Origin of the sequence: Antribacter soli (assembly GCF_021568775.1) — a bacterium.
Taxonomy (GTDB): domain Bacteria; phylum Actinomycetota; class Actinomycetes; order Actinomycetales; family Cellulomonadaceae; genus Antribacter; species Antribacter soli.
The window spans coordinates 204,716-218,569 of the sequence record NZ_JAKGSG010000034.1 but is presented as its reverse complement, the minus strand read 5'-3'; the positions used below and the strand labels follow the sequence as shown (position 1 = coordinate 218,569).

The 13,854-nt window shown below is 72.8% G+C and carries 12 protein-coding genes and 1 rRNA gene; 9 read left to right on the top strand and 4 right to left on the bottom strand.

The window, feature by feature from the left end:
• The 9 genes from rrf to L1785_RS12595 form a co-directional block, all read left to right on the top strand.
• Positions 1 to 78: ribosomal RNA gene (rrf, locus tag L1785_RS23495) — 5S ribosomal RNA — on the top strand; the annotation flags it as partial.
• 166 nt (positions 79 to 244) lie between these two features.
• Positions 245 to 541: an Asp-tRNA(Asn)/Glu-tRNA(Gln) amidotransferase subunit GatC gene (gatC, locus tag L1785_RS12630; protein ID WP_236089622.1), complete on the top strand. Its 297-nt coding sequence runs from the start codon at positions 245 to 247 to the stop codon at positions 539 to 541.
• 1 nt (position 542) lies between these two features.
• A complete protein-coding gene (gene gatA / locus L1785_RS12625) occupies positions 543 to 2,075 on the top strand; it encodes an Asp-tRNA(Asn)/Glu-tRNA(Gln) amidotransferase subunit GatA (protein ID WP_236089621.1) in 1,533 nt (510 codons plus the stop codon).
• The gene (gatB, locus tag L1785_RS12620) at positions 2,072 to 3,580 is read left to right on the top strand and encodes an Asp-tRNA(Asn)/Glu-tRNA(Gln) amidotransferase subunit GatB (RefSeq protein WP_236089620.1); all 1,509 of its coding nucleotides are present in this window, start codon (positions 2,072 to 2,074) and stop codon (positions 3,578 to 3,580) included. The genes gatA and gatB overlap by 4 nt, the downstream gene beginning before the upstream one ends.
• Positions 3,577 to 4,158, top strand: coding sequence for a GNAT family N-acetyltransferase (locus L1785_RS12615; protein WP_236089619.1), 582 nt, complete (start codon positions 3,577 to 3,579; stop codon positions 4,156 to 4,158). Before gatB ends, L1785_RS12615 begins: the two co-directional genes overlap by 4 nt.
• 91 nt (positions 4,159 to 4,249) lie before the next feature.
• Entirely contained in the window at positions 4,250 to 6,112 is a 1,863-nt protein-coding gene (gene ilvD, locus L1785_RS12610; protein ID WP_236089618.1) for a dihydroxy-acid dehydratase, read from the top strand.
• Positions 6,113 to 6,136: 24 nt separating this feature from the next.
• Positions 6,137 to 7,837: a dihydroxy-acid dehydratase gene (gene ilvD, locus L1785_RS12605; RefSeq protein ID WP_236089617.1), complete on the top strand. Its 1,701-nt coding sequence runs from the start codon at positions 6,137 to 6,139 to the stop codon at positions 7,835 to 7,837.
• 36 nt (positions 7,838 to 7,873) lie between these two features.
• Positions 7,874 to 9,220, top strand: a complete 1,347-nt coding sequence (locus tag L1785_RS12600; RefSeq protein WP_236089616.1) for a 4a-hydroxytetrahydrobiopterin dehydratase family protein — start codon at positions 7,874 to 7,876, stop codon at positions 9,218 to 9,220.
• Positions 9,217 to 9,873: a 4a-hydroxytetrahydrobiopterin dehydratase gene (locus L1785_RS12595; RefSeq protein ID WP_236089615.1), complete on the top strand. Its 657-nt coding sequence runs from the start codon at positions 9,217 to 9,219 to the stop codon at positions 9,871 to 9,873. The genes L1785_RS12600 and L1785_RS12595 overlap by 4 nt, the downstream gene beginning before the upstream one ends.
• A gap of 13 nt (positions 9,874 to 9,886) precedes the next feature.
• Here the strand turns inward: L1785_RS12595 and L1785_RS12590 are convergent, their stop codons facing one another.
• The 4 genes from L1785_RS12590 to L1785_RS12575 are packed head-to-tail and all read right to left on the bottom strand — an operon-like array spanning position 9,887 to position 13,786.
• Positions 9,887 to 10,834: an ABC transporter ATP-binding protein gene (locus L1785_RS12590; protein ID WP_236089614.1), complete on the bottom strand. Its 948-nt coding sequence runs from the start codon at positions 10,832 to 10,834 to the stop codon at positions 9,887 to 9,889.
• Positions 10,831 to 11,643, bottom strand: a complete 813-nt coding sequence (locus L1785_RS12585) for an ABC transporter permease (RefSeq protein ID WP_236089613.1) — start codon at positions 11,641 to 11,643, stop codon at positions 10,831 to 10,833. The genes L1785_RS12590 and L1785_RS12585 overlap by 4 nt, the downstream gene beginning before the upstream one ends.
• Positions 11,636 to 12,466 carry an ABC transporter permease gene (locus L1785_RS12580; protein WP_236089612.1) on the bottom strand — a complete coding sequence of 277 codons (831 nt, stop codon included), beginning with the start codon at positions 12,464 to 12,466 and terminating at the stop codon, positions 11,636 to 11,638. Before L1785_RS12580 ends, L1785_RS12585 begins: the two co-directional genes overlap by 8 nt.
• 12 nt (positions 12,467 to 12,478) lie before the next feature.
• On the bottom strand, positions 12,479 to 13,786 hold the full coding sequence (locus tag L1785_RS12575; protein WP_236089611.1) for a cytochrome P450: 1,308 nt from the start codon (positions 13,784 to 13,786) through the stop codon (positions 12,479 to 12,481).
• Between the last annotated feature and the right edge of the window lie 68 nt (positions 13,787 to 13,854).

Below are 13,854 nucleotides of genomic sequence, written 5' to 3'. Positions count from 1 at the left end.
CCGAACCCGGAAGCTCAGCCCTTCAGCGCCGATGGTACTGCCCTGGTGACGGGGTGGGAGAGTAGGACGCCGCCGAACACCCTTCACGTGAAGGCCCGCACCCCCCGGTGCGGGCCTTCACGCATTTCCAGACCCCTACCAGGGTCCGGAACCTGTGCGCGCGGGGCACAACACGGGTCCACGCCACAGAAGTGGCCCTCTGGAACCGCGTCGTCGGGCGGTCGGCCTTGACTAGACTGCAGCCATGTCCACCATCTCCCGTGACGAGGTCGCGCGCGTGGCTGCGCTGGCGCGGATCGACCTGCGCCCTGACGAGGTCGACCGCCTCGCCGGCGAGCTCGACGTGATCGTCGAGTCCATCGCCCGCGTGAGCGAGATCGCCACCGCCGACGTGCCGGCAACGAGCCACCCCCTCCCGCTGACGAACGTGTTCCGCGAGGACGTCCCCCTGCCGGCCCTGCCGGTGCAGGACGTGCTGGCCGCAGCGCCGCAGCAGGACGAGGGTCGTTTCCTCGTGCCGCAGATCCTCGGGGAGGAGTGAGATGACCGGCGACATCACGCGGCTGAGCGCGGCGGACCTGGCGGGTGCCCTGGCGGGCGGCGAGATCTCGAGCGCGGAGGCGACGCAGGCGCACCTGGACCGCATCGCGAGCGTGGACGGCGACCTGAACGCGTTCCTGTACGTCAACGCGGACGAGGCCCTGGCCACTGCGCGCGACGTCGACGAGCGTCGCGCCGCGGGCGAGGAGCTGCACCCCCTGGCGGGCGTTCCCATCGCGGTCAAGGACGTGGTCGTCACGAAGGGCATGCCGACCACGGCGGGCTCGAAGATCCTCGAGGGCTGGATCCCGCCGTACGACGCGACGCTCGTCGAGCGCCTCCGCGCGGCGCGCCTGCCGATCCTGGGCAAGACGAACATGGACGAGTTCGCGATGGGTTCCTCCACGGAGCACTCCGCGTACGGCAACACGAAGAACCCGTGGGACCTGGACCGCATCCCGGGCGGCTCGGGGGGTGGCTCCGCCGCGGCGGTCGCGGCCTTCGAGGCCCCGCTGGCGATCGGCACCGACACGGGTGGCTCGATCCGCCAGCCCGGCGCTGTCACCGGCACGGTCGGCGTGAAGCCCACCTACGGCGGCGTCTCGCGCTACGGCCTCATCGCCATGGCGTCGTCGCTCGACCAGGCGGGCCCCGTCACGCGCACGGTGCTCGACGCCGCGCTGCTGCACGAGCTGATCGGCGGCCACGACCCGCGCGACTCCACGTCGATCGCAGAACCGCTGCCGAGGCTCGTCGAGGCGGCGCGCCAGGGCGCGACGGGCGACCTGGCGGGCCTCCGGGTCGGTGTGGTCAAGGAGCTGTCGGGCGAGGGCTACCAGGAGGGCGTGAGCGCACGCTTCGCCGAGTCGCTCGAGATCCTGCGGGGTCTCGGTGCCGAGGTCGTCGAGGTGTCGTGCCCGCACTTCACGTACGCGCTCGACGCGTACTACCTGATCATGCCGAGCGAGGCGTCGAGCAACCTGGCGAAGTTCGACGGCATGCGCTTCGGCCTGCGGGTCGAGCCCGCCGACGGCCCGGTCACGGCCGAGCGCGTCATGGCCGCGACGCGCGGCGCGGGCTTCGGCGACGAGGTGAAGCGCCGCATCATCCTCGGCACGTACGCCCTGAGCGCGGGCTACTACGACGCCTACTACGGCAGCGCCCAGAAGGTGCGCACGCTGATCCAGCGTGACTTCGCGGCCGCGTTCGAGCAGGTGGACATCCTGGTGTCGCCCACGGCGCCCACCACGGCGTTCAAGTTCGGCGAGAAGCTCGACGACCCGCTGGCGATGTACCTGAACGACGTGGCGACGATCCCCGCGAACCTGGCCGGCGTGCCGGGCATGTCCGTGCCGAACGGCCTGTCCGACGACGGTCTGCCGGTCGGCTTCCAGATCCTGGCCCCGGCCAAGGCCGACGACCGCCTGTACCGCGTGGGGGCCGCACTCGAGGCGGCCCTCGAGACGACCTGGGGCGGGCCCCTGCTGGACCGGGCCCCCGAGCTCGGGCTGACGACGACGGAGATGACACTGTGACCGCGCTGACGACCGACCTGGTCGGCTACGAAGACGCCGTCCGCCGCTACGACCCGGTGCTGGGCATCGAGGTCCACGTGGAGCTCGGCACCCGCACGAAGATGTTCTGCTCCGCCGAGGTGTCGTTCGGCGCGGCCCCGAACACCCAGGTGACCCCGGTGTCGCTGGGCCTGCCGGGGGCGCTGCCGGTGCTCAACGGCAAGGCCGTCGAGTACGCGATCCGGATCGGGCTTGCGCTGAACTGCACGATCGCCGAGAGCTGCCGGTTCGCGCGGAAGAACTACTTCTACCCGGACGTGCCGAAGAACTTCCAGACCTCGCAGTACGACGAGCCCATCGCCTACGACGGCTGGATCGACGTCGAGCTCGAGGACGGGTCGCTGTTCCGGGTCGAGATCGAGCGCGCGCACATGGAGGAGGACGCGGGCAAGAACACGCACGTGGGCGGCGCGACGGGCCGCATCCACGGCGCGGAGTACTCGCTCGTGGACTACAACCGCGCGGGCATCCCCCTCGTCGAGATCGTGACGCGCCCGATCACCGGCGTCGGCGACCGGGCGCCCGAAGTGGCCCGCGCGTACGTCCAGACGCTGCGCGACATCTTCCGTGCCCTCGACGTGTCCGAGGCGCGCATGGAGCGCGGCAACGTCCGGGCGGACGTGAACGTGTCCCTGCGCCCCACCGCGAACGATCCGCTCGGCACCCGTACCGAGACGAAGAACGTGAACTCGTTCCGCTCGGTCGAGCGCGCGGTGCGCTTCGAGGTCTCCCGGCAGGCCGGGGTCCTCGACGCCGGCCTGCCGGTGATCCAGGAGACGCGCCACTGGCACGAGGACACGGGCGTGACGACGTCGGGCCGCGTGAAGTCCGACGCCGAGGACTACCGCTACTTCCCCGAGCCGGACCTGGTGCCGGTCGCGCCGAGCCGCGAGTGGGTCGAGGAGATCCGCGCCTCGCTGCCCGAGATGCCGGTCGCGCGCCGGAACCGCCTGCAGGCCGACTGGGGCTACGCGGACGCGGAGATGCGCGACGTCGTCAACGCGGGCGCCCTCGACCTGATCGAGGCGACCGTCGCGGCGGGCACGAGCCCGGCGGGTGCGCGCAAGTGGTGGATGGGCGAGCTCGCCCGTCGGGCCAAGCAGGACGAGGTGACGCTCGAGGAGCTGACCGTGACGCCCGCGCAGATCGCGCAGCTCCAGGGGCTCGTCGACTCGGGTCGCATCAACGACAAGCTGGCGCGCCAGGTGCTCGAGGGCGTCCTCGCCGGCGAGGGGGACCCGGAGGCGGTCGTGGTCGCCCGCGGCCTCGAGGTCGTGTCCGACGACGGCCCGCTGCTCGAGGCCATCGACGCCGCGCTGGCAGCCCAGCCGGACATCGTCGCAAAGGTCAAGGGCGGCAACCTCGGCCCGGTCGGCGCGATCATCGGCGCGGTCATGAAGGCCACCCGGGGCCAGGCGGACGCCTCCCGGGTGCGCGAGCTGGTCCTGGAGAGGATCGGCGCGTGACCCGTGGTCCGGAGCTGCACGGCGAGATGATGCGGCTCCGGCCCATCGAGGCGCGGGACGCGGATCGGTTGTGGGAGTCGCTGCAGGACCCGGAGGGCATCCGCCTGACCGGGACGACGGCGACGTTCACGCGCGCGCAGATCGACGAGTGGACCGCGACGGTCGGCGACCGGCCCGGCCGGTACGACTGGGCGGTCACGCCCGCCGCGATGCGGGACGGCGTGCCGATCAGCGACGACCTGATCGGCGAGATCGTGCTGAACCAGATCGACGAGGACGCGCGCTCGGCGAACCTGAGGCTGCAGATGCTGCCCGACTACCGGGGCCGCGGCTACGGCCGCGAGGCGATCCTCGAGGTGCTGCGCTTCGCGTTCGACGGTGCGCCGGGGGTCCCAGGCCCCCGGCTGCACCGCGTCAGCCTCGATGTGCTCAGCATCAACCCGCGTGCCCGCGCGCTGTACGGGTCGCTGGGGTTCCGCGAGGAGGGCCGCCTGCGCGACGTGTACCGCGACGGCGACGGCTGGGCGGACGCGATCGTCATGAGCGTCCTCGAGGACGAGTTCCGGGCGGGAGTCTGACGCAGAGAAGCACTGTCCGAAGTGTGACCCCTCGTCCCCCCGCCTCCTGGGCGGGGTTAGGCTCCCAGGCAGCCATTCGTGAAGGAGAATCATGAGCCGCCCTCTGCGCTCCCGGACGTCCACCCACGGCCGCAACATGGCCGGTGCCCGCGCGCTGTGGCGCGCCACCGGCATGGAGACCTCGGACTTCGGCAAGCCGATCATCGCGATCGCGAACTCCTACACGCAGTTCGTGCCGGGGCACGTCCACCTCAAGGACATGGGCGACCTCGTGGCGTCAGCGGTGCGCGAGGCCGGCGGCGTGGCGAAGGAGTTCAACACGATCGCCGTCGACGACGGCATCGCCATGGGCCACGCCGGCATGCTCTACTCGCTGCCCAGCCGCGACCTCATCGCGGACTCGGTCGAGTACATGGTGGGCGCGCACACGGCCGACGCCCTGGTGTGCATCTCCAACTGCGACAAGATCACGCCAGGCATGCTCAACGCCGCGCTGCGGCTCAACATCCCGGTCATCTTCGTCTCGGGCGGGCCGATGGAGGCCGGCAAGGCGATCGTGGCCGACGGCGTCGCCAAGACCCACCTCAACCTGATCAACGCGATCAACTACTCGGCCGACGACAACGTGTCCGACGACGCGCTGGGCCGGGTCGAGGAGAACGCCTGCCCCACGTGCGGGTCCTGCTCGGGCATGTTCACCGCGAACTCGATGAACTGCCTCACCGAGGCGCTCGGGCTGTCGCTGCCCGGCAACGGGTCCACCCTCGCCACGCACACCGCCCGGCGCGAGCTGTTCCTCGAGGCCGGCCGCACGATCGTGGACCTCGCCCGCCGGTACTACGAGGACGAGGACGACACGGCGTCGCCGCGCGGCATCGCCACGCGGGCCGCGTTCGCCAACGCGATGACGCTCGACGTCGCCATGGGCGGCTCGACGAACACGGTGCTGCACATCCTCGCCGCCGCCCAGGAGGCGGAGATCGACTTCACGCTCGCCGACATCGACGAGATCAGCCGCCGTGTGCCGTGCCTGTCGAAGGTCGCGCCGAACCACCCGGACTACCACATGGAGGACGTGCACCGGGCCGGTGGCATCCCCGCCCTGCTGGGCGAGCTCGACCGGGCAGGCCTGCTCGACCACGACGTGACGAGCGTCCACACGTCCACCCTCCGGGACTGGCTCGACGCGTGGGACATCCGGAGCGGCAAGGCCACCGACCGGGCGCTGGAGCTGTTCCACGCCGCGCCGGGCGGGGTGCGCACCACCCGCGCTTTCTCGACGTCGAACCGGTGGGAGTCCCTGGACACCGACGCGGCCGAGGGCTGCATCCGCGACCTCGCCCACGCGTACACGGTCGAGGGCGGCCTCGCGGTGCTGCGCGGCAATCTCGCCGAGGACGGTGCGGTCATCAAGACCGCCGGGATCGACCCCGACGTCTTCCACTTCGTGGGCAAGGCCCTCGTGTGCGAGTCGCAGGACGAGGCTGTCGAGAAGATCCTGACGAAGCAGGTCGAGCCGGGGCACGTCGTCGTCGTGCGGTACGAGGGTCCGGCGGGCGGGCCGGGCATGCAGGAGATGCTGTACCCGACGTCGTACATCAAGGGCCGCGGCCTGGGCAAGGTGTGCGCGCTGATCACCGACGGCCGGTTCTCCGGCGGGTCGAGCGGCATCTCCGTGGGCCACGTGTCGCCCGAGGCCGCCGCGGGCGGGGCCATCGGCCTGATCGAGGACGGCGACGAGATCGAGATCGACGTCGAGACGCGGCTCATCCGGATCAACGTGCCGGACGAGGTCCTCGCCGAGCGGCGCGCCAAGATGGAGTCGTCCGAGCGGCCGTGGCAGCCCCAGAAGCGCGAGCGGTACGTGTCCGCGGCGCTGCAGGCGTACGCCGCGATGGCGACGTCGGCCGACCGCGGTGCCGTCCGGGACGTGTCGCTCCTGCGGCGGCGCTGAGGTCCCAGGCATAGGCTCGGGGCCATGACCAGCGGCGCTCCCGACGTCAAGCCACGCTCTCGGCAGGTTACCGACGGCCTGGAGGCGACCGCCGCGCGCGGCATGCTCCGGGCCGTCGGCCTCGGCGACGAAGACTTCGCCAAACCCCAGATCGGCGTGGCGAGCTCGTGGAACGAGATCACGCCCTGCAACCTGTCGCTCGACCGCCTCGCGCAGGCCGCCAAGGAGGGCGTCCACGCAGGTGGCGGCTACCCGCTGCAGTTCGGGACCATCTCGGTGTCCGACGGCATCTCCATGGGCCACGAGGGCATGCACTTCTCGCTCGTGTCCCGTGACGTCATTGCCGACTCGGTCGAGACGGTGATGCAGGCCGAGCGGCTCGACGGGTCGGTGCTGCTCGCGGGCTGCGACAAGTCGCTGCCCGGGATGCTCATGGCCGCCGCGCGCCTCGACCTGGCGAGCGTCTTCCTCTACGCCGGCACGATCATGCCGGGCTGGGTGAAGCTCGAGGACGGCACCGAGAAGCAGGTCACGCTCATAGACGCGTTCGAGGCCGTCGGCGCGTGCGCCCGCGGGCTCATGAGCCGGGAGGACGTCGACCGCATCGAGCGCGCGGTCTGCCCCGGCGAAGGCGCCTGCGGCGGCATGTACACGGCGAACACCATGGCGTCGGCCGCGGAGGCACTCGGCATGTCGCTGCCGGGGTCCGCGGCGCCGCCGTCGGCCGACCGGCGCCGCGACCTGTGGGCGCACCGCTCCGGCGAGGCCGTGGTGGAGCTGCTCCGCCGCGGCATCACCGCGCGCGACATCATGACGAAGGAGGCGTTCGAGAACGCGATCGCCGTCGTCATGGCGTTCGGCGGCTCCACCAACGCGGTGCTGCACCTGCTCGCCATCGCGCACGAGGCGGAGGTCGACCTGACCCTGGACGACTTCGACCGGATCTCCGACCGGGTGCCGCACCTGGGCGACCTCAAGCCCTTCGGCCGGTACGTCATGAACGACGTCGACCGCATCGGCGGGGTGCCCGTCGTGATGAAGGCGCTGCTCGACGCCGGCCTGCTGCACGGCGACTGCCTGACCGTGTCCGGGCGCACGGTGGCCGAGAACCTCGCCGAGATCTCCCCGCCCGACCCCGACGGCAAGATCCTGCGAGCCATGGACGACCCGATCCACCGCACGGGCGGCATCACGATCCTGCACGGCTCGCTCGCCCCCGAGGGAGCGGTCGTGAAGTCCGCCGGCTTCGACGCCGACGTCTTCGAGGGCACCGCGCGGGTGTTCGAGCGGGAGCGTGCCGCGCTCGACGCGCTGGAGGACGGGACCATCCAGGCGGGGGACGTGGTGGTGATCCGCCACGAGGGGCCCAAGGGAGGGCCGGGGATGCGCGAGATGCTCGCCATCACCGGCGCCATCAAGGGCGCGGGCCTCGGCAAGGACGTGCTGCTGGTCACCGACGGGCGGTTCTCCGGCGGCACCACCGGCCTGTGCGTCGGGCACATCGCGCCCGAGGCCGTCGACGCCGGGCCCATCGCGTTCGTGCGCGACGGCGACCCGGTCCGCCTCGACGTCGCTGCGAAGACGCTCGACCTGCTGGTCGACGACGCAGAGCTGGCCGCCCGTCGCATCGGCTGGGCGCCGCTGCCGCACCAGTACACCCGCGGCGTGCTCGCCAAGTACACGAAGCTGGTCCAGTCCGCGTCGCGCGGCGCCGTCCTGGGCTGAGCAACGAGTGTCAGTGGCTCGTGGCAGGGTGAGGAAATGACGGTCGACGAGGCGCGCGGCTGGACCGCGCAGGAGTTCCAGGGGCAGCAGGGCGTGGGGGACTGGCGGGTCCTCGCGCGCGGCGCGAGCGCGCTTTTCCGCACGGGCTCGCTCGCCGCGGGCGCGGCGCTGCTCGAACGCGTCGGCGAGGTGGCCACCGGGGCGGACCATCCCGACGTCGACCTGCGTCGCGAGGGCGTCGTCGTGCGGCTGCGAGGGAGCGATGGGCGGTTCGGCGCGGCCGACGCCGAGCTGGCCCGGGCGGTCTCTGCCGCGGCGGCGGAGCTGGGCGCCGTCGCCGACCCGGCGGGCGTGCAAGAGGTCGAGCTGACGATCGACGCGCTCGACGGCGGCGCGGTCATGCCGTTCTGGGCGGCGGTCCTGGGGCACCGCCAGATGGGCGACGAGGACCTGCTCGACCCGCAGTGGCGCTGGCCCGGGATCTGGTTCCAGGAGATGGACGCGCCCCGGCCGCTGCGCAACCGGATCCACCTCGACGTGTTCGTGCCGCACGACCGGCGGCAGGCCGTGATGGACGCCGCGTTCGCGGCGGGCGGGCGGCACGTCAACACCGGGTTCGCACCGCACTGGTGGACGCTCGCCGACCCGGAGGGCAACGAGGCCGACGTCGTGGCGTGGGAGGGGTTCGACGATCCCGTCTCCGAGCCGTGGCTTTCCCCGGAGGCGTTCCGGGCCGCCGGCGGCGTCGAGGACTGGCGCGTCCTGCAGGGCGCGAGCGCGTACTACCGCACGCGCGACCTCGCCCAGGGCGTCACTCTCGTCGCGGCCGCCGCGCGGCTGGCCGACGAGGCCGGGCTCGCCCTCTTCGCGGACCTGCGCCCCGGTGGGGCGACCCTGCGCGTGGGGCCGCCGGAGGACGACTGGATCGACCGCGACCGGCTCGCCCTGGCCCAGCGGATCCAGGGTGTGGCGCGCGAGCTCGGGCTGACCGCCGACCCGGCGGCCGTGCGTGACGTGCAGCTCACGTTCGACGCCCTCGACGTCCCCGCGCTCCAGCGGTTCTGGGCCGCCGCCCTCGGGTACGCCGAACGCGAGGAGGCCGACCTCTTCGACCCGCTGCTGCGGGGCCCCTCGATCTTCTTCCAGCAGCTCGACGCCCCGCGGGAGCAGCGCAACCGGATCCACGTCGACATGTTCGTCCCCCATGACCAGGCGCGGGCGCGCCTCGACGCGGCGCTCGCGGCAGGCGGCCGGATCGTCTACGACGCCGGGGCGCCCATCTGGTGGACCGTCGCGGACCCGGAGGGCAACGAGGTGGACATCACGGTCGGCGTGGGTCGCGAAGAGGCGTGGGCGGCGCGACAGGCGGAGGAGGAGTCATGACGACCGAGGGCCGGATCACGCCCGGGCAGTTCCACGCGGCCGACGGCGTCGAGGACTGGCGCGTGCTGCTGCAGACCGCGTGCGCGCGGTTCGCCACGGGGTCGTTCGTCGCGGGCGCCGAGCTCGTCGACGCGATCACCGAGCTCGCCGAGGCGGCGAACCACCACCCGGACGTGGACCTGCGCTATCCCCACGTCACCGTCCGGCTCACCACGCACGACGTGGGCGGGCTGTCGCAGCGCGACATCGACCTGGCCCGGCAGATCTCCGACGCGGCGCGGGAGCTCGAGATACGCGCCGACCCGCGCGCCGTCCAGGAGCTGGAGATCGCGATCGACGCGCTCGACCGGCCCGCGGTGCGGCCGTTCTGGCGCGCCGTCCTCGGCTATGCCAAGGGCAAGCCGGACGACCTGGTCGATCCCGCCGCGCGTGCGCCGTCGTTCTGGTTCCAGCAGATGGACGCGCCGCGCCCCCAGCGCAACCGGATCCACGTCGACGTCACGGTGCCCCACGACGTGGCGGAGGAGCGGGTGGCCGCGACGCTCGCGGCCGGCGGGCGCCTCGTCACCGACGCGTACGCCCCGTCCTGGTGGGTCCTGGCGGACGCCGAGGGTAACGAGGCGTGCGTGTGCACCTGGCTCGGCCGCGAATGAGTATCTGCGACGATCAGCGCGACGCCGCGTAGAGGCGCCGGACCACGTCCTCGATCTCCGGCTCCTCGATCGACAGGTCGCGCACCTCGGCGCTCTCGGAGACGGCGGCCAGCACGCGCGCCGCCGTCGTGCTCTCCGCGTCGAACGCGAGGTGCTGGCGCAGGCCACCACCCTCGCTGCGCACGTGGGTGGCGTCAGGGATACCCGTGAGGTCGTCGGCAGGCGTGGCCAGGTCTACCACGAGCACGCGCTGCGCGCCGACGGTGCGGGCGAGGCCGTCGAGGGTGCCGTCGTAGGCGAGCCGGCCGTGGTCGACCACGAGGACGCGGTCGCAGAGCCGCTCGATGTCGCCCATGTCGTGCGTGGTGAGCAGGAGCGTGGTCCCGTGCTCGCGGCGCTCTGCCACGAGGAACTCGCGCAGGCGCTGCTTGGACAGCACGTCCAGGCCGATGGTGGGCTCGTCGAGGATCAGCAGGTCGGGCCGGTGCAGCAGCGCGGCCGCGATCTCGGCGCGCATGCGCTGCCCGAGCGAGACCTGCCGCACCGGCGTGGCGAGGAAGTCGTCCATCTCGAGGAGCTCGACCAGCTCCGCGGTGCGGGCCCGTGCCTCGCCGGCGGGCAGCCCGTGGATCGTGGCCAGGATCTCGAACGACTCCCGGACCGGCAGGTCCCACCACAGCTGCGACCGCTGCCCGAACACCACGCCGATGCGCCGGGCGAGGTCGCGCCGGTCCCGGACCGGCCGCAGCCCGCAGGTGCGCACCTCGCCGGCGGTGGGCACGAGGATGCCGACGAGCATCTTGATCGTCGTGGACTTCCCCGCGCCGTTGGCCCCGATGTAACCGACCGACTCGCCCGCCTCGACCGCCAGCGAGAGGTCGTCGACAGCGCGCACCGTCCGGCGGCGCAGCCCGTCCCGGACCCGGAACTCGCGTGTCAGGCCCGTCGTCTCGATGATCATCCGCCCGCTCCTCGGTAGTGGCGTACGCCCCACCGCCAGCACAGCAGGGCGAGAGTGACGGACCAGGCGGCCGCGAGGGGCGCGCACCAGCCCAGCCAGGACGGCAGCCAGGGCGCGCCGGGCAGGCCCAGCAGCGCCGTGACCGGGAGGTAGGCGGCGAACGCCATCGGGAACACGAAGCCGAACACGACGACGACGGCCTTCGGCCACACCGACGCGGGCTGCGTGGCCGCGTACCGCCCGCCGTACACGAACGCGTTGGTCATCTCGGCGCCGTTGACGAGGAAGAACTGGAGCCCGGCCGCGGTCACGAAGACCGACGCGAACATGACGACCCCGCAGACGAGGGCGATGGCGAGCAGCGCCACCGAGCGTGCGTCCCAGGCGATGTCGTTGATGACGAGCCCGGCTACGAGCGCCCCCAGCCCCACGGTGGCCCGCGCGAGGCGGCGCAGGCTGATGTCGCTCGTGATGAGCTGCAGCAGCACCGGCTGCGGGCGCAGGAAGAACACGTCGAGCGTCCCGGCGCGTACGTAGGTGGGCAGCGAGTCGCAGTGCCCCACGACGAGGTCCGCGAGCGAGAACGTGAGGTCCGCGATCCCGAAGACGAGCAGGATCTGCGCGAAGGTGAACCCGCCGATGCCGTCGACCGCGTGGAACAGCACCCAGATCTCGGTGAACTCCATGAGCCCGATGAGGACGGCGCCCACCAGGTCGAGGACGAAGTTGGCGCGATAGCTGCGCTGCGAGCGCACCCGGGAGGCCAGCACGGCGCGGTAGGGCGCGAGCCGGGCGAGCGCGTCAGCCACCCTGCACCTCCAGCGTCCGCCGCCCGGCTCGCGTCAGCACATGCCCGAGCAGGAGCACGCCCGCGAGCCACGCGAGCTGCACCCCGACCACCCCGACGGCGTCGGCGCCCGTGACCCGGCCGGTGAGCACGTCGATCGGGTACATCATCATCGACGGGAACGGGGTGGCCTCGGCCGCCGTCCGCAACCAGTCCGGGAACAGCCAGACCGGCGTGAACAGGCCCGCGAAGAGCCCCGACACCGACATGTAGAGCACGGTGACGCCCCGCGTCTCGACGAGCCAGAACCCCGTGACCGCGAGCAGGTACACGAGGGCGTGGGACACGGTGATGCCGACGAGCACGCTGAACACGCCGAGCACGTACGGCCCCGGGGTGGCGGGCATCGTCACGCCGACCGCCAGCACGCCGATCAGGACGCTCGGCAGCCCGCGCGGCAACAGGGCGAACAGCCCCTTCCCGACGTCGGTCGCGATCGCCGCACCCTGCACGTCGACCGGCCGCAGGAAGTCGATCGCGACGTCGCCCGACCGGATGCGCTGCATCATGTCCGAGCCGCCCCAGAGGTTGACCGACCCGAGCAACCCCTGCGACAGCCAGACGTAGGCACTCATGGTGCCGACGTCGTACCCGGCGAGGGTGCCGCCCGCGCTGCCCACGGCCGCGAGCAGGATCCCCGTCTTGAGCAGCCCGAAGGTCGCGTTCGCGACCAGGCCTGCGAGGGTCGCCAGCGGGTAGGAGGACTGCCGCCGCACTCCGGCCACCAGCAGCCGCGCGTACACGCGCAGGGCGTGCACCGGTCGGCTGACGGGTGGAAGGGGCACAAGCGCGAGACTCTACGCGTCCCGCACGGACCCCGCACCTGGATTACGGGCGACGAGCAGCTCCGCGTACGACGGGATCAGCACCCCGCGCTGCGCGCGGCGGCGCACGATGCGCAGCGGCACGCCGTCGTCCCACAGGGTGCGCAGGACGGCGCCGATCTCGGCCCGCGCGAGCGCGGCGCCGAGGCACAGGTGCCGCCCCGCGCCGAACCAGAGCTGGCGCGTCTCGCGTACGTACGGACGGTCGGCGCGGAACGGCCCGACGGCCGCGTTCGCCGACCAGACGAGCAGCATGATCCGCTCGCCCGCCCGCAGGCGGGCCCCGCCGACCTCCACGTCCGCGGCCACGCCGCGACCCACCACCGAGGCGGGGCTCGTCATCCGCAGGCCCTCGCGGACAGCATTCTCGATGGGGTCGTCCTCTCCGGGAAGCAGGCTGCCGGACGGCGTGCTCCCCGAGCCGAGCCTGGCCAGCAGCCGGTCCTGCTCGCCGGTGTCGACCAGGAGCGCCGTCGTCCGCGCGATGGCGCTCGCGGAGGTCTCGGTCCCCGCGACCATGAGCAGGCTCGCGAGGCCAGTCGTCTCCTCGAGGCCGAGCCCGAGCTCGCGGCACCGGCCCAGGAGCTGCTCCGGCGGCGCCGACCGCCAGCCCTCCGGCACGCCGGCCGTGAGCTCGGCGACGAGGCCGCGGGCCGTGGCGACCTGGGCGGGGGACAGGCGGGTGGACCCGGCGGTGCCGAGGGCCACGGTGGCAAGGCGCTCGCCCGTGGCGAACGCGGTGAGCGCGCCCTCGTCGTCGGGCCAGCCGGGGCCGCCTGCAGCACGCCCGTCGGGCGCGGGGAGGCCGAGCAGGGAGATCATCATGCGGCCGACGAGCACCCGGCCGAGCCGGGCGACGTCGACGGCCTCGCCGGAGCGGAGGCGGTCGCCGACGGCGTCGAGCGTCGGGCCCCAGGCGCCGCGGACCAGCTCCGCCGAGCTCGCCTCGGTGAACAGCTCGCGGGAACGGGACCGCAGGTCGTGGTGGCCGGGGCCGTCGAACAGGTCGAGCACCCAGTCGCCGAGGATCTGCGCCCAGAGGTCGCCCACGCCACCCTCGCCGAGGATGGTGAACGACCGGTGGTCCTGCAGGACGGCCCGCGCGACGACCGGGTCGGCCGTGACCCAGCCGATGCCGGGGACCTTGCGCACGGCGGGGCCGCGTCCGCCGGGTCCGGCGAGGAGCCCGGCGACGAGGAGACCCGCCATGGCGGGCCGCGCCTGCCAGAGCAGCCCCAGCTCGTGGTGGGTGGTTGGCAGGAGCCGACGGGTCGCGAGCACGTGCCGCAGTCTGCCAGCCAAAACGGACAAGCAGGACCCGGGACACGGTGCGCGCGGCTACGCTGTGC

Bases quoted from the DNA above. Each gene is read 5' to 3' on its own strand.
- L1785_RS12590 (WP_236089614.1), bottom strand. From the start codon at position 10,834: ATGATCATCGAGACGACGGGCCTGACACGCGAGTTCCGGGTCCGGGAC.
- gatA (WP_236089621.1), top strand. From the start codon at position 543: ATGACCGGCGACATCACGCGGCTGAGCGCGGCGGACCTGGCGGGTGCC.
- L1785_RS12595 (WP_236089615.1), top strand. From the start codon at position 9,217: ATGACGACCGAGGGCCGGATCACGCCCGGGCAGTTCCACGCGGCCGAC.
- gatC (WP_236089622.1), top strand. From the start codon at position 245: ATGTCCACCATCTCCCGTGACGAGGTCGCGCGCGTGGCTGCGCTGGCG.
- L1785_RS12600 (WP_236089616.1), top strand. From the start codon at position 7,874: ATGACGGTCGACGAGGCGCGCGGCTGGACCGCGCAGGAGTTCCAGGGG.
- ilvD (WP_236089618.1), top strand. From the start codon at position 4,250: ATGAGCCGCCCTCTGCGCTCCCGGACGTCCACCCACGGCCGCAACATG.
- ilvD (WP_236089617.1), top strand. From the start codon at position 6,137: ATGACCAGCGGCGCTCCCGACGTCAAGCCACGCTCTCGGCAGGTTACC.